This is a genomic window from Prevotella merdae (assembly GCF_900290275.1).
In the GTDB taxonomy this organism is placed as follows: Bacteria; Bacteroidota; Bacteroidia; order Bacteroidales; family Bacteroidaceae; genus Prevotella; species Prevotella merdae.
In genome coordinates this window covers 1,056,965-1,070,911 of the sequence record NZ_LT985323.1, presented here as the reverse complement: position 1 = coordinate 1,070,911, position 13,947 = coordinate 1,056,965, and the positions used below count along the sequence as shown (strand labels likewise).

At 46.1% G+C, this 13,947-nt stretch carries 24 protein-coding genes; 1 reads left to right on the top strand and 23 read right to left on the bottom strand.

The genetic code is table 11. The features are described from left to right. Positions 1-11 precede the first annotated feature (11 nt). The 23 genes from rpsE to C9991_RS04205 all read right to left on the bottom strand — a co-directional run bounded on the left by rpsE (position 12) and on the right by C9991_RS04205 (position 12,720). On the bottom strand, positions 12-524 hold the full coding sequence (rpsE, locus tag C9991_RS04315) for a 30S ribosomal protein S5 (RefSeq protein WP_106811356.1): 513 nt from the start codon (positions 522-524) through the stop codon (positions 12-14). 6 nt (positions 525-530) lie between these two features. After that, positions 531-875, bottom strand: a complete 345-nt coding sequence (gene rplR, locus C9991_RS04310) for a 50S ribosomal protein L18 (protein WP_106811355.1) — start codon at positions 873-875, stop codon at positions 531-533. 19 nt (positions 876-894) lie between these two features. Then, positions 895-1,461: a 50S ribosomal protein L6 gene (rplF, locus tag C9991_RS04305; protein ID WP_106811354.1), complete on the bottom strand. Its 567-nt coding sequence runs from the start codon at positions 1,459-1,461 to the stop codon at positions 895-897. Positions 1,462-1,477: 16 nt separating this feature from the next. Further along, positions 1,478-1,873, bottom strand: a complete 396-nt coding sequence (rpsH, locus tag C9991_RS04300; protein WP_106811353.1) for a 30S ribosomal protein S8 — start codon at positions 1,871-1,873, stop codon at positions 1,478-1,480. 88 nt (positions 1,874-1,961) lie between these two features. Next, positions 1,962-2,264, bottom strand: coding sequence for a 30S ribosomal protein S14 (gene rpsN, locus C9991_RS04295; RefSeq protein WP_106811352.1), 303 nt, complete (start codon positions 2,262-2,264; stop codon positions 1,962-1,964). 5 nt (positions 2,265-2,269) lie between these two features. Further along, positions 2,270-2,824: a 50S ribosomal protein L5 gene (gene rplE, locus C9991_RS04290; protein WP_106811351.1), complete on the bottom strand. Its 555-nt coding sequence runs from the start codon at positions 2,822-2,824 to the stop codon at positions 2,270-2,272. Next, entirely contained in the window at positions 2,824-3,144 is a 321-nt protein-coding gene (gene rplX / locus C9991_RS04285; protein WP_106811350.1) for a 50S ribosomal protein L24, read from the bottom strand. Before rplX ends, rplE begins: the two co-directional genes overlap by 1 nt. Before the next feature lie 22 nt (positions 3,145-3,166). After that, positions 3,167-3,532, bottom strand: coding sequence for a 50S ribosomal protein L14 (gene rplN, locus C9991_RS04280; protein ID WP_007899763.1), 366 nt, complete (start codon positions 3,530-3,532; stop codon positions 3,167-3,169). Between the two features lie 3 nt (positions 3,533-3,535). Further along, entirely contained in the window at positions 3,536-3,802 is a 267-nt protein-coding gene (rpsQ, locus tag C9991_RS04275) for a 30S ribosomal protein S17 (RefSeq protein ID WP_106811349.1), read from the bottom strand. A 2-nt stretch (positions 3,803-3,804) separates the two neighbouring features. After that, the gene (rpmC, locus tag C9991_RS04270) at positions 3,805-3,999 is read right to left on the bottom strand and encodes a 50S ribosomal protein L29 (RefSeq protein WP_106811348.1); all 195 of its coding nucleotides are present in this window, start codon (positions 3,997-3,999) and stop codon (positions 3,805-3,807) included. A gap of 7 nt (positions 4,000-4,006) precedes the next feature. Then, positions 4,007-4,435 carry a 50S ribosomal protein L16 gene (gene rplP / locus C9991_RS04265; protein WP_007899778.1) on the bottom strand — a complete coding sequence of 143 codons (429 nt, stop codon included), beginning with the start codon at positions 4,433-4,435 and terminating at the stop codon, positions 4,007-4,009. 15 nt (positions 4,436-4,450) lie between these two features. Next, entirely contained in the window at positions 4,451-5,176 is a 726-nt protein-coding gene (gene rpsC / locus C9991_RS04260) for a 30S ribosomal protein S3 (RefSeq protein WP_106811347.1), read from the bottom strand. 8 nt (positions 5,177-5,184) lie between these two features. Then, positions 5,185-5,589 (bottom strand): 50S ribosomal protein L22, encoded by a 405-nt coding sequence (gene rplV / locus C9991_RS04255; RefSeq protein WP_106811346.1) that lies wholly within the window; start codon positions 5,587-5,589, stop codon positions 5,185-5,187. A gap of 35 nt (positions 5,590-5,624) precedes the next feature. Further along, positions 5,625-5,891 carry a 30S ribosomal protein S19 gene (rpsS, locus tag C9991_RS04250; protein WP_007899787.1) on the bottom strand — a complete coding sequence of 89 codons (267 nt, stop codon included), beginning with the start codon at positions 5,889-5,891 and terminating at the stop codon, positions 5,625-5,627. A gap of 17 nt (positions 5,892-5,908) precedes the next feature. Beyond that, entirely contained in the window at positions 5,909-6,733 is an 825-nt protein-coding gene (rplB, locus tag C9991_RS04245; RefSeq protein ID WP_106811345.1) for a 50S ribosomal protein L2, read from the bottom strand. An 8-nt stretch (positions 6,734-6,741) separates the two neighbouring features. Then, positions 6,742-7,086, bottom strand: a complete 345-nt coding sequence (gene rplW / locus C9991_RS04240; RefSeq protein WP_106811344.1) for a 50S ribosomal protein L23 — start codon at positions 7,084-7,086, stop codon at positions 6,742-6,744. A gap of 15 nt (positions 7,087-7,101) precedes the next feature. After that, positions 7,102-7,731 (bottom strand): 50S ribosomal protein L4, encoded by a 630-nt coding sequence (gene rplD, locus C9991_RS04235; protein ID WP_106811343.1) that lies wholly within the window; start codon positions 7,729-7,731, stop codon positions 7,102-7,104. After that, complete coding sequence (rplC, locus tag C9991_RS04230) at positions 7,731-8,345, bottom strand: 50S ribosomal protein L3 (RefSeq protein WP_106811342.1); 615 nt, start codon at positions 8,343-8,345, stop codon at positions 7,731-7,733. The genes rplD and rplC overlap by 1 nt, the downstream gene beginning before the upstream one ends. Positions 8,346-8,372: 27 nt before the next feature. Then, complete coding sequence (rpsJ, locus tag C9991_RS04225) at positions 8,373-8,678, bottom strand: 30S ribosomal protein S10 (RefSeq protein ID WP_007899799.1); 306 nt, start codon at positions 8,676-8,678, stop codon at positions 8,373-8,375. A gap of 272 nt (positions 8,679-8,950) precedes the next feature. Continuing rightward, entirely contained in the window at positions 8,951-11,065 is a 2,115-nt protein-coding gene (gene fusA, locus C9991_RS04220) for an elongation factor G (RefSeq protein WP_106811341.1), read from the bottom strand. A gap of 24 nt (positions 11,066-11,089) precedes the next feature. Then, positions 11,090-11,566 (bottom strand): 30S ribosomal protein S7, encoded by a 477-nt coding sequence (gene rpsG, locus C9991_RS04215; protein WP_106811340.1) that lies wholly within the window; start codon positions 11,564-11,566, stop codon positions 11,090-11,092. A 148-nt stretch (positions 11,567-11,714) separates the two neighbouring features. Then, entirely contained in the window at positions 11,715-12,095 is a 381-nt protein-coding gene (gene rpsL, locus C9991_RS04210; RefSeq protein ID WP_007899805.1) for a 30S ribosomal protein S12, read from the bottom strand. Positions 12,096-12,399: 304 nt separating this feature from the next. Then, complete coding sequence (locus tag C9991_RS04205) at positions 12,400-12,720, bottom strand: DUF3467 domain-containing protein (RefSeq protein ID WP_106811339.1); 321 nt, start codon at positions 12,718-12,720, stop codon at positions 12,400-12,402. Positions 12,721-12,907: 187 nt separating this feature from the next. Between C9991_RS04205 and C9991_RS04200 the strand changes: the two genes are divergently transcribed. Next, positions 12,908-13,870, top strand: a complete 963-nt coding sequence (locus C9991_RS04200) for a bile acid:sodium symporter family protein (RefSeq protein WP_106811338.1) — start codon at positions 12,908-12,910, stop codon at positions 13,868-13,870. Positions 13,871-13,947 lie beyond the last annotated feature (77 nt).

Sequence of the window (13,947 nt, the reverse complement as noted above, 5' to 3'; positions counted from 1 at the left end):
TGAATCTCCTATTAACCGTTAAACACTTTGTCCATGGTGATACCGCGCTGGCCTGCTACTGTGTAAGCATCACGAAGCTGTGAAAGAGCCTCGATTGTAGCCTTAACGAGGTTGTGAGGGTTAGAAGAACCCTTTGACTTAGCAAGGATGTCTGTTACGCCTACGCTGTCGAGAACGGCACGCATAGCACCTCCGGCAACAAGACCGGTACCGGCAGCAGCCGGACGCATAAACACCTGGGCACCGCCAAAGCGAGCCTCTACCTCATGAGGAATTGTACCCTTGAGTACAGGAACCTTAACGAGGTTCTTCTTGGCTGCCTCTACACCCTTAGCGATGGCAGCAGTTACTTCGCCGGCCTTACCCAGACCGTAGCCGATAACGCCCTTGCCGTCACCAACAACGACGATAGCAGCGAATGTGAATGTACGACCACCCTTTGTAACCTTAGTTACGCGGTTGATAGCCACGAGGCGGTCCTTCAACTCAGCGTCATTAAAATTTTTTACTTTATTCATTGCCATAATCGTTTAGAATTTGAGACCGCCGTTACGAGCTGCGTCAGCAAGCTCCTTTACACGTCCGTGATAAAGATAACCGTTACGGTCGAACACTACAGAAGAGATGCCAGCTGCGATAGCGTTTGCAGCTACAAGCTCGCCTACCTTTGCAGCCTGTTCCTTCTTAGGCATCTTCTCGAGGCCAAGTGAAGAAGCAGAAGCAAGTGTTGTGCCGGTAAGGTCGTTGATAACCTGAGCATAAATCTGCTTGTTGCTGCGGAACACGCTCAGACGTGGACGCTCAGCAGTACCGCTGATGCGCTTACGAACTCTATATTTGATTTTGATTCGTCTTTCTACTTTCTTTGTTGTCATGATCGTAAAATTTAAAATGTTACTTAGCTGAAGCTGACTTACCAGACTTTCTGCGGATGACTTCTCCCTTGAACAAGATACCCTTGCCCTTGTAAGGTTCAGGCTTGCGGAAAGAACGAATTTTTGCACAAATGAGACCGAGCAACTGCTTGTCGCAAGACTCCAGAGTGAGAATTGGGTTCTGGTTACGCTCGCTCTTCGACTCTACCTTAACCTCTGCCGGAAGCTCGAGGAAGATAGGGTGAGTATAACCGAGGGAGAACTCGATGAGGTTGCCCTGGTTTGAAACACGATAACCGACTCCGACAAGCTCAAGAACCTTCTTATAGCCCTCGCTTACACCGATAACCATATTGTTAACGAGTGAACGATAAAGACCATGGAAAGCCGACTTCTGCTTATAGTTTACAGGGCTGTTCTCATCTACCTCGAATGTGATAGTATTATCCTCAATTTTGGTGATGATAGACGGGTCAATCTTCTGTGACATCTCGCCCTTAGGACCTTTAACGGTAACAACGCCACCAGCGAATGTTACATTTACGTTAGCAGGGATACTAATTGGTAATTTTCCTATTCTTGACATATTCTAAATCCTCCAATTAATAAACATAGCAAAGAACCTCACCACCTATCTTCTGGGCAGCTGCTTCCTTATCGGTCATAACGCCCTTAGAAGTTGAGAGGATTGCGATACCCAATCCGTTAATTACTCTCGGCATGTCCTTGTAACCGACATACTTGCGGAGACCAGGAGTAGACACACGCTTCAAAGAAGTGATAGCGTTGGTCTTTGTGGCAGCGTTGTACTTGAGAGCTACCTTGATTGTACCCTGAGGACCGTCCTCAACGAACTTGTAGTTGAGGATGTAACCCTTCTCGAAGAGGATCTTGGTGATCTCTTTCTTCAAGTTAGATGCAGGCACCTCTACAACACGGTGATGAGCCATGATTGCGTTTCTGAGTCTTGTCAGAAAATCTGCTATTGGATCTGTCATTTTAAAAAAATGTTTAATTAATCGGGACTACCCCGACAATATTAAAGTGAAAAAATATAATTACCAGCTTTTAATTGTGGCGCGTGGTTTACCAGCTTGCCTTCTTAACGCCCGGGATAAGGCCCTGTGAAGCCATCTCACGGAACTGAATACGAGAAAGGCCGAACTGGCGGATGTAACCCTTTGGACGACCGGTGATCTTGCAACGGTTGTGCAGACGGATAGGGTTGGCATTCTTAGGGATAGCCTGAAGCTTGCGAGCAGCCTCGTAAGCTTCTGCAGGATCCTCAGATGTAGCGATGACCTTCTTCAGAGCGGCACGCTTCTCAGCATAGCGAGCAACGAGCTTGGCACGCTTTACCTCACGAGCCTTCATTGATTCTTTTGCCATATTGCTTAATCGTTTTTAGCGTTTTTAAATGGAAGACCGAATGCCTTGAGGAGAGCGTAGCCCTCTTCGTCAGTGTTGGCAGAGGTCACGAATGTGATGTTCATACCCTGAATGCGGTCGATCTGGTCGATGTTGATTTCAGGGAAGATGATCTGCTCCTGAATACCCAGTGTATAGTTACCACGGCCGTCGAACTTGCTCTCGATACCCTTGAAGTCGCGGATACGAGGAAGAGCGATACGAACGAGCTTCTCAAGGAATTCGTACATGCGCTCGCGACGGAGAGTCACCATAACGCCGATAGGCATCTTCTTACGAAGCTTGAAGTTGGCGATATCCTTCTTAGAATATGTAGCAACTGCCTTCTGGCCAGCGATTGTCGAAATCTCGTTGATGGCTACGTCGATGATCTTCTTGTCCTGTGTAGCGTCGCCAAGACCCTGGTTGATGACAATCTTCTTCAGAACTGGGATCTGCATTGCTGAAGAGTAGTTGAACTGCTCCTTCAGTGCTGGAGCGATGCTCTCAGCATAGAACTTCTTTAACTGTGCTGTATCCATTATTTGATTTCCTCCCCTGACTTTTTAGCGATGCGTACTTTCTTACCATCTTCGGTAACCTTGATGCCTACGCGAGTAGCCTTGCCACTCTTCGGGTCGATAAGGCTCAGGTTAGAGATGTGAATCGGAGCTTCCTGCTTAACGATGCCACCCTGAGGGTTCTTAGCAGAAGGCTTGGTGCTCTTTGAAACCATGTTCACACCTTCAACAAGTGCGCGGTTCTTTTCAACCAGCACTTTGAGCACCTTACCAGTCTTGCCCTTATCCTCACCGGCAAGGACAACGACTGTATCATTTTTCTTAATATGTAACTTACTCATTACTTGAATTCGATTTTAACGATTAAAGAACCTCAGGTGCCAAAGAAACGACCTTCATGTTTACGGCACGCAGCTCACGAGCAACTGGGCCGAAGATACGGCTACCGCGGAGCTCACCAGCGTTGTTAAGCAGTACGCATGCGTTGTCGTCAAAGCGGATGTATGAGCCGTCAGCACGACGGATTTCCTTCTTTGTGCGAACGATCAAAGCCTTAGATACCGCACCTTTCTTCAAATCACTTGATGGGATAACGTTCTTGACTGCTACGACAATAACGTCACCAACACTTGCGTAACGACGGCGTGTGCCACCGAGTACACGAATGCAGAGAGCCTCGCGTGCGCCGCTGTTATCACATACTGTAAGTCTTGATTCTGCCTGTATCATATTTTACTTAGCTTTTTCTACGATTTGTACTAATCTCCATCTCTTGGTCTTGCTCAAAGGACGAGTCTCCATGATAAGCACTGTATCACCGATGTTGGCCTCGTTCTTCTCGTCATGAGCATGGTACTTCTTTGTCTTCTGGACGAACTTACCATAAATAGGGTGCATCTCCTTGAACTTAGCTGCGATAACAATGGTTTTATCCATCTTGTTGCTAATTACGACACCCTGTCTTGTTTTTCTTAAATTTCTTGTTTCCATCTGGACCATTGTTATTTGTTAAGTTCTCTCTGGCGAATTTCAGTATTCAGACGTGCGATGTCACGACGAACAGCCTTAATCTCTGATGGATTCTCAAGTGGAGTAACTGTATGGTTGAGCTTCAACTGTGCGAGCTTAGCCTGGAGATTCACCTTTGTTTCTGCCAAAGTATTGGCATCCATTTCTCTTACTTCTTTGATCTTCATACTTTAATTAAGCGTTTTTATCGTAGTCACGTCTTACAACAAACTTAGTCTTAACCGGCAGCTTCTGAGCAGCGAGGCGGAGAGCCTCCTTAGCGATATCGAAGCTTACGCCTTCTACCTCGAAGAGGATGCGACCCGGAGTAACCGGTGCTACCCATCCTGCGGGATCACCCTTACCCTTACCCATACGTACGTCAGCAGGCTTACGTGTGATAGGTTTGTCTGGGAAAATACGGATCCATACCTGGCCCTGACGCTGCATGTAGCGATTAACAGCTACACGGGCAGCCTCAATCTGACGGCTATCAATCCACTTCGGCTCAAGAGTCTTGATACCGAAAGAACCAAAAGCCAACTGTGTGCCTCTGTGAGCGTTGCCTTTGTTGCCGCGTCCATCTTGAGGTCTTCTATATTTTACTCTTTTTGGCTGTAACATTGTAGTCTCTTACTTTTAACGGTTATTGTTTCTCTTACGATTACCACGGTTACCACGGCCATTGTTAGAGCCACCGTTCTGCTTCTCCTGAGCAAAGTTAGGAGTGAGGTCGCGATCACCGTAAACCTCGCCACGGCAAATCCAAACCTTGATGCCAAGAAGACCTACCTTAGTAAGGGCTTCTGCCTGGCAGTAATCGATATCTGCACGGAATGTGTGCAACGGAGTACGACCCTCCTTGTACATTTCCTTGCGAGCCATTTCTGCACCGTTCAGACGGCCAGTGATCTGTATTTTAACACCCTCAGCACCAGCGCGCATAACATTCTGGATAGCCATCTTGATAGCGCGACGATAAGCGATCTTGCCCTCTACCTGGCGAGCGATATTGTTGCCCACGATAGTAGCGTCGAGATCAGGCTTCTTTACCTCGAAGATGTTGATCTGGATGTCCTTCTTGTAGAGCTTCTTGAGCTCTTCCTTCAACTTGTCTACATCCTGACCACCCTTACCAATGACGATACCCGGACGGGCTGTGCAGATTGTGATAGTGATGAGTTTCAGTGTACGCTCAATAACGATACGTGAAACGCTTGCCTTCTCAAGGCGCTTGTTGAGGTAAGTACGGATGTTCTTGTCCTCAACGAGGTTGTCACCGAAGCTCTTTCCACCGAACCAATTTGAATCCCAGCCGCGGATAATACCAAGGCGGTTGCTTATTGGATTAACTTTCTGTCCCATTCTACTTATTATTTTTCGTCATTAGTTTTGGTATCAACAAACAGAGTCACGTGATTGCTGCGCTTGCGGATGCGGTAGCCACGACCCTGAGGTGCAGGACGCATGCGCTTCATTGTTACACCCTCGTCAACGAACACCTTAGAGATAAAGAGTTCGCCATCCTCTGCCTTGCGGTCATTCTTAGCTTCCCAGTTTGCAATAGCCGAACGCAACAACTTTTCAACGTCAGCGGCAGCCTGCTTCTTAGAGAAACGCAGAACACCGAGCGCGCGGTTAACCTCCATGCCACGAACCATGTCTACTACGTAGCGCATTTTACGTGGTGAAGAAGGAACGCCGTTGAGCTTTGCGAAGTACAAGTTCTTACGGGCTTCTTTTCTTTTTTCAGCCGATATATGTTTTCTTGCTCCCATTATTTATTTCTTGATTTAAAATGGTTTAAACCCGCTTACTTTCTGTTACCTGAGTGGCCGCCGAAACGACGTGTCGGAGAGAACTCACCGAGCTTGTGACCTACCATGTTCTCAGTAATGTAAACAGGGATAAATTTGTTTCCGTTATGAACTGCAACAGTGTGTCCCACGAAATCAGGTGAGATCATTGATGCTCTGGCCCAAGTCTTGACAACTGTCTTCTTGCCACTCTCGTTCATGGCGAGAATCTTCTTCTCAAGCGACACGTTGATATATGGACCTTTTTTTAATGAACGACTCATAATTTACTCTTGTTTGATTATTTGTTAGCTCTTTCGATGATATACTTGTTAGACTGCTTCTTAGGTGCACGTGTCTTGAGACCCTTAGCATACAAGCCCTTGCGTGAACGTGGGTGTCCACCAGACTGACGACCTTCGCCACCACCCATTGGGTGATCGACAGGGTTCATAACTACACCACGGTTGTGAGGACGACGTCCCAACCAGCGTGAACGACCAGCCTTACCAGACTGCTCAAGAGCGTGGTCAGAGTTGCCAACACTACCTACGGTTGCCTTACAAGCACTCAACACCTGGCGAGTCTCGCCAGAAGGGAGCTTAATAACACAGTAACTGCCTTCACGAGAAGTCAACTGAGCGAAATTACCAGCCGAACGAACGAGCAGAGCACCCTGGCCTGGACGCAACTCAATGTTGTGGATCACAGTACCAACGGGAATGTTTGCGAGTGGAAGAGCGTTGCCAATCTCAGGAGCAGCTTCTGCGCCTGACATCAAAGTTGCGCCAACTTCCAGTCCGTTAGGAGCAATAATGTAACGTTTTTCACCATCTGCATAGAACAACAGAGCGATTCGAGCCGAACGGTTCGGATCATACTCGATAGTCTTTACTACAGCTGGAACACCATCTTTCTCTCGTTTGAAGTCGATGAGACGATACTTACGCTTGTGACCACCGCCCATGTAGCGAACTGTCATCTTACCAGTGTTGTTACGGCCACCAGTAGAGCGCTTACCGAAAACGAGAGACTTCTCTGGCACGGATGCAGTAATCTCCTCGAACGTGCCAATAACCTTGTGTCTTTGTCCCGGAGTAACCGGTTTAAATTTACGTACTGCCATTTTTTATTTTAGATATTGCTGTAAAAATCAATTACATCGCCCTCCTTAAGAGTAACGATAGCTTTCTTGAACGAGTTCTTCTGTCCGCGAACGAGACCCTTGCGTGTGTAACGGCTCTGGCGCTTGCCAGCATAAACCATTGTGTTCACATCAAGAACGGTAACGTTGTAGCGTGCCTCGATCTCTTTCTTTATCTCAAGCTTGTTTGCCTCAGGAAGCACGATGAAGCCATACTTTGTCTCGGCCTTCTTTGTGCGCTCCTGACCCTTAACTTTATATGTTTTGGCTACAGAAGACTTGTCTGTGAGCTTGGTCATCTTCTCGGTAACCAATGGTTTTACGATGAATGTCATGTCTGTTGCCTCCTATTATTTTGTTAAGATTGAGTCGATAGCCTTGAGCGAGTTCTCAGTGATTACGAGCACATCAGAGTTCAAAACCTTGTAGGCATTGAGAGCTGATGCTGTCATAACCTCAGCGCGCTGCAAGTTACGGGTCGACAAATATACATTTTTATTTACTTCTGGCAAAAGAAGCAAAAGCTTTTTGCCCTCAACTTTAAGATTTTTAGTAATATTTACAAAATCTTTAGTCTTTGGAGCCTCCATGTTGAAGTCTTCTACTACTACGATAGCAGCCTCCTGAGCCTTATAAGACAGAGCAGACTTACGGGCGAGAGACTTAACCTTCTTGTTGAGCTTGAAGCTATAGTTGCGTGGCTTCGGACCGAATACGCGACCACCACCTACGAGCACTGGTGAGTTGATATCACCACGGCGAGCACCGCCGCCGCCCTTCTGGCGACCAAGCTTACGGGTAGAACCGCTAACCTCGCTGCGTTCCTTTGACTTTGCTGTACCCTGACGCTGGTTAGCGAGATACTGCTTAACGTCGAGATAAAGAACGTGATCGTTAGGCTCAATTCCGAAGATTGCGTCGTTCAACTGAACCTTTCTTCCGGTCTCCTGACCGTTGATATTTAATACGCTAACTTCCATTATTTCTTGATTAATACGGTTGAACCATTGCATCCGGCTACAGAACCCTTAACGATAATAAGGTTCTTGTCCGAGATTACCTTTAACACTTTGAGATTCTGGGTTGTTACGCGGTCGCCGCCCATCTGGCCGCCCATGCGCATGCCCTTGAATACCTTTGCTGGGTAAGAACAAGCACCGATAGAACCCGGCTTGCGAGCGCGGTCGTCCTGACCGTGTGTGCTCTGACCTACACCACCGAATCCATGACGCTTAACAACACCCTGGAAACCTTTTCCCTTAGATGTGCCTACAATGTCAACGTATTCTGTATTGGCAAAGAGATCTACGGTGATAACGTCACCGAGATTGTACTCCTCGTCAAACTTGAACTCGGCCAAGTGCTTCTTAGGTGTTGTACCTGCCTTCTTGAAGGTGCCCATCATAGGCTTGGTGGTATTCTTTTCCTTAGCCTCACCATAACCCAGCTGAACTGCCTTATAACCGTCTGTTTCAACGGTCTTGACCTGTGTTACAACACATGGACCAGCTTCGATAACAGTGCACGGAACATTCTTACCGTCGGCACTGAAAACGGATGTCATTCCGATTTTTTTTCCAATTAATCCTGGCATTTCAATGAATATTAAAAATGAAAATTACTATACTTTGATTTCTACTTCTACACCGCTTGGGAGTTCGAGCTTCATAAGAGCGTCAACAGTCTTAGCTGTTGAGCTATAGATGTCGATAAGACGCTTGAAGTCTGAGAGCTGGAACTGCTCACGTGATTTCTTGTTAACGAAAGTACTGCGGTTTACAGTGTAGATACGCTTGTGTGTAGGCAATGGAATAGGACCGCTAACGATAGCACCTGTAGCCTTTACAGCCTTCACGATCTTTTCAGCCGACTTGTCTACGAGCTTGTGGTCGTAGCTCTTCAGCTTGATACGAATTTTCTGACTCATAATTGTATTTAAAGTTTATAATGCAATTCTTAGATGGCACATTCAGCGTGATTATGGTCTCAACTTGGAGTGCTGAACAGCCGAAAAAAGGAGGTGGGGTACGTCACTTAAGAGTCATTCGCTAAGCGACGCCCCATGTCCCTTTAATTTTTTATCTAGTGAGATAAACCAGGAGATAGGTGTCAGGAGTTAAGCCATTTGCTTGGTTTGCCAAACATTTGGCTTAACTTCTATATTCTACAATTCTGGAATCTTCTCGTTTAACGTGCTGATTACACGAGGTCTGCGCGACCCTTAACCTCCTCGAGCACTGCCTTAGCGATAGCGCTTGACAGAGGAGCGTGATGATCGTACTCCATAGAGCTTGTAGCACGACCTGAAGTGATAGTACGGAGAGCGGTTACATAACCGAACATCTCTGACAGTGGCACCATAGCCTTAACGATACGGGCGCCAGAGCGAGCCTCTTCCATGCCTTCGACCTGACCACGACGCTTGTTCAAGTCGCCAATTACGTCACCCATGTTCTCCTCAGGAGTAACAACCTCTACCTTCATGATAGGCTCCATAAGAACCGGACCTGCCTTCGGGCAACCGTTCTTGTAAGCATTGAGGGCAGCAAGCTCGAATGACAACTGGTCAGAGTCAACCGGGTGGAATGAACCATCGGTGAGGACAACCTTCATACCAGTCATAGGATAGCCACCGAGGATACCGTTCTTCATGGCGTTCTCGAAGCCCTTCTGAACTGAGGGGATGAATTCCTTAGGAATGTTACCACCCTTAACCTCGTTAACAAACTGCAAGTCGCCTTCCTTGTAATCCTCGTCCTTAGGACCAATTGTAACAATGATGTCAGCGAACTTACCACGACCACCAGACTGCTTCTTGTAAACCTCGCGGAGCTGAACTGGCTTAGTGATTGCCTCCTTATAGTTAACCTGTGGCTTACCCTGGTTACATTCAACCTTAAACTCACGCTTCAGACGATCGATAATAATATCGAGGTGAAGCTCACCCATACCAGAGATAATGGTCTGACCACTCTGCTCGTCGGTACGAACGGTGAATGTTGGGTCCTCTTCAGCAAGCTTGGCGAGACCATTATCGAGCTTGGCGATGTCAGCCTGGCTCTTAGGCTCAACTGCGATAGAGATTACAGTATCAGGGAATGTCATTGACTCGAGCACGATTGGGTGTGCCTCGTCGCAAAGAGTATCACCTGTGCGGATATCCTTGAAACCTACACCAGCGCCGATATCACCAGCGTCGATCGACTCCATAGGAATTTCCTTATTTGAGTTCATCTGGAACAGACGAGAGATGCGCTCCTTCTTGCGTGAACGTGGGTTGTAAACGTAAGAACCGGCAACAACCTTACCTGAGTAAACGCGGAAGAATACCAAGCGGCCCATGAATGGGTCGGTAGCAATCTTAAATGCGAGAGCTGAAGTAGGCTCGTCCTCAGAAGGCTTGCGATCCTCCTCTTCCTCTGTCTCAGGGTTGGTACCAACGATAGCAGCTGTATCGAGTGGTGAAGGAAGGAATGCGCAAACGTAGTCGAGAAGCGGTTGTACACCCTTGTTCTTGTATGAAGAACCAAGGAGCATAGGAGTAAGCTCCATTGCGATTGTACCCTTGCGGATAGCAGCGATAAGTTCCTCCTCTGAGATTTCTTGACCTTCAAGATACTTCTCCATAAGAGCGTCATCGTAGTTGGCTGCAGACTCAACCATCTTCTCGCGCCACTCATTAGCCTCGTCAACGAGGTCGGCGGGAATATCCTCAACATCGTACTCTGCACCCATTGTCTCGTCGTGCCAAAGGATAGCCTTCATCTTGAGAAGGTCTACAACACCCTTAAAGTTCTCCTCAGCTCCGATAGGAATCTGAATTGGACAAGGATTTGCACCAAGAATGTCCTTCATCTGCTGTACTGTCTCAAAGAAGTCAGCACCTGAGCGGTCCATCTTGTTTACGTAACCGATACGAGGTACGTTGTACTTATCAGCCTGACGCCATACAGTTTCAGACTGTGGCTGAACACCGTCAGCAGCAGAGTATGTAGCAACAGCTCCGTCGAGAACGCGCAATGAACGCTCTACCTCAGCAGTAAAGTCAACGTGTCCCGGAGTGTCGATCAAGTTAATCTTGTACGACTTGCCAAGATAGTTCCAATTACAAGTAGTAGCAGCTGATGTGATAGTGATACCACGCTCCTGCTCCTGAGCCATCCAGTCCATTGTGGCAGCGCCGTCGTGAACCTCACCAATCTTATGAGTCTTACCTGTATAGAACAGAATACGCTCAGAAGTAGTGGTCTTACCGGCATCGATGTGAGCCATAATGCCGATGTTACGAGTCAAATGTAAATCGCGATTTGCCATTTTTCCTTTTACCTTATTATTATATTAGAATCTGAAGTGAGCGAATGCGCGGTTAGCCTCGGCCATACGGTGCATATCCTCCTTACGCTTGAAAGCACCACCCTGATTGTTGTAGGCATCCATAATCTCAGCAGCGAGCTTATCAGCCATTGTCTTACCGCCACGCTTGCGAGCGAAAGCAATAAGATTCTTCATTGAGATACTCTCCTTACGCTCTGCACGAATCTCTGTAGGAACCTGGAAAGTAGCACCACCGATACGGCGGCTCTTTACCTCAACCTGAGGAGTGATGTTATCGAGAGCCTGCTTCCAAATCTCAAGAGCAGTCTTCTCTTCCTTAGACATCTTCTCCTGAACAGTATCAAGTGCTTTGTAGAAGATTTCGTATGAGGTATTCTTCTTACCATCATACATCAAGTGGTTTACAAACTTAGAGACCTTCTGGTCGTTGAATTTCGGATCCGGAAGGATCACGCGCTTCTTTGGTTTTGCTTTTCTCATGTTGTTTTTTGAAAAAAAGTGTCTGCGTGGGGTTGTCTCTTACTGTTCTTCAACGCCCTCTCTTGGGCATTTACTCAACCTGTCTATTAACAATTCTCCAGCAAAACGTTTAAAAAATTTTCGTCCGACAATCAAATTTTAATATTGATTACTTCTTTGCCTTAGGACGCTTAGCACCATACTTAGAACGACGCTGTGTACGGTTGGCAACACCTGCTGTATCGAGTGTTCCGCGAACGATGTGATAACGAACACCTGGAAGGTCCTTTACACGACCACCGCGAACAAGCACGATTGAGTGCTCCTGAAGGTTATGACCTTCTCCCGGGATATAGGAGTTAACCTCCTTAGAGTTTGTCAAACGTACACGGGCAACCTTACGCATTGCCGAGTTAGGCTTCTTAGGTGTAGTTGTGTAAACACGAACACAAACACCACGACGCTGAGGACATGAATCCAAAGCCGGTGACTTGCTCTTGTCTACGAGCACCTTTCTGCCTTTTCTTACCAATTGAGAAATTGTAGGCATAATTTTACTTTTTAATTTATATATTTTATTTTTTAATTGTCGTATCCAATAAAACAGCTTAATTACAAGCCGTTTTCGGGGTGCAAAGGTACAAACTTTTCTTGAAACTACCTAACATATAAAAACTATTATTTTCCCAAGAAGCCCAATTTATTAAAAAACAGGAAGTTTTAACACTTGTTTACTATAAATACAACACCTAAAGTCCAGAACTTAGCTGTAATACAGTTAACCCACAACAAACAAAAGGCAGACAAATCTATGCGATCTGCCTGCCTTATAATTATGTATTTGAAATTCTATATTAAGCCTCTGCCGGATGATCAAACGGAGTAGCAGTACGTGGCTGCTGCTGTTCAGGAAGATTAATCTTACCAAACTGCTGCTCATACTTTTGAATATTGTCGTTCAAAGCCATAAGAAGACGCTTAGCGTGCTCAGGAGCCATAACTACGCGACTACGAACCTGAGGTTGCTGCATGCCAGGAAGCATACATGTAAAGTCGAGGATAAAGTCGCTCGAAGAGTGAGTAATAAGTGCGAGGTTAGCGTAAACGCCTACTCCGATTTCCGGCTTCAGTTCAATCTGAAGTCCTTGGGGCTGTTGGTTGTTGTTTTCTGCCATTTTTATTTAATGTTTAGGTTTATATTAAAAAAGGTTGGCATACATTGGTAGACAATGATTTAGATTGCCTTTCCGCCGTTAATGCCTCTTAATTGTGTTACAAAGATAACATATTATATGGAAATCTGCAAATTATACAAACAAAAATTTGTAATTTTGTCTTCGTAATGTTTCAAAAGATTATGTTATGCAGATATTACGCTTCATAAAAGATTGGACTCTACCCGTTGCTATAGCCACGGGCATAATAATTTATCTGGTATTTGCCCTCATCCCTGTGCTTGACGGATTTGCAACTGCTGCCAACCCTGTATTTCAGCAATTGCTACCGGTATTTATGTTTTTGGTGCTATTTGTCACCTTCTGCAAGGTAGACTTTCATAAGTTACGCCCTGTAGCATGGCATTGGTGGATAGGCCTTTTCCAAGTTCTTACCGTTGGAGCAATAATGGCTCTTATAATTTGCTTTAACCTTACTGGCGAAAGCCTTATACTTGCCGAAGCCGTGCTCACCTGTATTATCTGTCCATGTGCCTCGGCCGCAGCTGTTGTAACACAGAAACTTGGAGGTAATCTTGAGGAGATGACCACATACACATTTATCTCCAACTTCATCACCGCCCTACTCATCCCTATCTGCTTTCCTATGATAGACAAGGCAGCCGACATTCATTTCTTTGAAGCCTTTGCCCTTATATTATATAAGGTGTTCACCGTGCTTGTTGTGCCGATGATTCTTGCCTACATTGTCAAACATTACGCCAAGAGCATATGCCAACGCATTACTTCCATTAAAGATTTATCTTATTATCTTTGGGGATGCTCGCTACTGATTGTATCAGGCACTACAATGAAGAACATATTGCATGCCGACACAAGCATTACATTCCTCCTCATTATAGCCGTAAGCTCATTGATACTGTGCCTGTTTCAGTTTGGATGCGGACGAGCCATAGGCTCACGCTTCAACCAAACAGTCAACGCCGGGCAGGCATTAGGCCAGAAGAACACAGCCTTTGCCATATGGATTGCCTCTACCTACCTATCTCCATTATCGTCTGTTGGTCCCGGCTGCTACATTCTATGGCAGAATATCATAAACAGCTGGGAGATATGGGAAGCACAGAAAACAGCTAAATTAGGCAAATAGATTGAAACCAGAAAGCATTTATAGTGGATAATTGAATATTTTTTATTTTGTACATTCAATAATTTACGATTCAAAAG

Excerpts from the sequence above, each read along its gene's own strand:
- rplE (WP_106811351.1), bottom strand. The coding sequence starts at position 2,824 with ATGGATACAGCACAGTTAAAGAAGTTCTATGCTGAGAGCATCGCTCCA.
- rplN (WP_007899763.1), bottom strand. The coding sequence starts at position 3,532 with ATGATACAGGCAGAATCAAGACTTACAGTATGTGATAACAGCGGCGCA.
- rplC (WP_106811342.1), bottom strand. The coding sequence starts at position 8,345 with ATGCCAGGATTAATTGGAAAAAAAATCGGAATGACATCCGTTTTCAGT.
- rpsJ (WP_007899799.1), bottom strand. The coding sequence starts at position 8,678 with ATGAGTCAGAAAATTCGTATCAAGCTGAAGAGCTACGACCACAAGCTC.
- C9991_RS04205 (WP_106811339.1), bottom strand. The coding sequence starts at position 12,720 with ATGGCAGAAAACAACAACCAACAGCCCCAAGGACTTCAGATTGAACTG.
- rplP (WP_007899778.1), bottom strand. The coding sequence starts at position 4,435 with ATGTTACAGCCAAAAAGAGTAAAATATAGAAGACCTCAAGATGGACGC.
- rplR (WP_106811355.1), bottom strand. The coding sequence starts at position 875 with ATGACAACAAAGAAAGTAGAAAGACGAATCAAAATCAAATATAGAGTT.
- rplF (WP_106811354.1), bottom strand. The coding sequence starts at position 1,461 with ATGTCAAGAATAGGAAAATTACCAATTAGTATCCCTGCTAACGTAAAT.
- rplX (WP_106811350.1), bottom strand. The coding sequence starts at position 3,144 with ATGAGTAAGTTACATATTAAGAAAAATGATACAGTCGTTGTCCTTGCC.
- rpsL (WP_007899805.1), bottom strand. The coding sequence starts at position 12,095 with ATGCCTACAATTTCTCAATTGGTAAGAAAAGGCAGAAAGGTGCTCGTA.
- rpsC (WP_106811347.1), bottom strand. The coding sequence starts at position 5,176 with ATGGGACAGAAAGTTAATCCAATAAGCAACCGCCTTGGTATTATCCGC.
- rplB (WP_106811345.1), bottom strand. The coding sequence starts at position 6,733 with ATGGCAGTACGTAAATTTAAACCGGTTACTCCGGGACAAAGACACAAG.
- rpsQ (WP_106811349.1), bottom strand. The coding sequence starts at position 3,802 with ATGGTCCAGATGGAAACAAGAAATTTAAGAAAAACAAGACAGGGTGTC.
- rpsG (WP_106811340.1), bottom strand. The coding sequence starts at position 11,566 with ATGAGAAAAGCAAAACCAAAGAAGCGCGTGATCCTTCCGGATCCGAAA.
- rplV (WP_106811346.1), bottom strand. The coding sequence starts at position 5,589 with ATGGGAGCAAGAAAACATATATCGGCTGAAAAAAGAAAAGAAGCCCGT.
- C9991_RS04200 (WP_106811338.1), top strand. The coding sequence starts at position 12,908 with ATGCAGATATTACGCTTCATAAAAGATTGGACTCTACCCGTTGCTATA.
- rpsN (WP_106811352.1), bottom strand. The coding sequence starts at position 2,264 with ATGGCAAAAGAATCAATGAAGGCTCGTGAGGTAAAGCGTGCCAAGCTC.
- rplW (WP_106811344.1), bottom strand. The coding sequence starts at position 7,086 with ATGACATTCATCGTAAAACCATTGGTTACCGAGAAGATGACCAAGCTC.
- rpmC (WP_106811348.1), bottom strand. The coding sequence starts at position 3,999 with ATGAAGATCAAAGAAGTAAGAGAAATGGATGCCAATACTTTGGCAGAA.
- fusA (WP_106811341.1), bottom strand. The coding sequence starts at position 11,065 with ATGGCAAATCGCGATTTACATTTGACTCGTAACATCGGCATTATGGCT.
- rpsE (WP_106811356.1), bottom strand. The coding sequence starts at position 524 with ATGGCAATGAATAAAGTAAAAAATTTTAATGACGCTGAGTTGAAGGAC.
- rpsH (WP_106811353.1), bottom strand. The coding sequence starts at position 1,873 with ATGACAGATCCAATAGCAGATTTTCTGACAAGACTCAGAAACGCAATC.
- rplD (WP_106811343.1), bottom strand. The coding sequence starts at position 7,731 with ATGGAAGTTAGCGTATTAAATATCAACGGTCAGGAGACCGGAAGAAAG.
- rpsS (WP_007899787.1), bottom strand. The coding sequence starts at position 5,891 with ATGAGTCGTTCATTAAAAAAAGGTCCATATATCAACGTGTCGCTTGAG.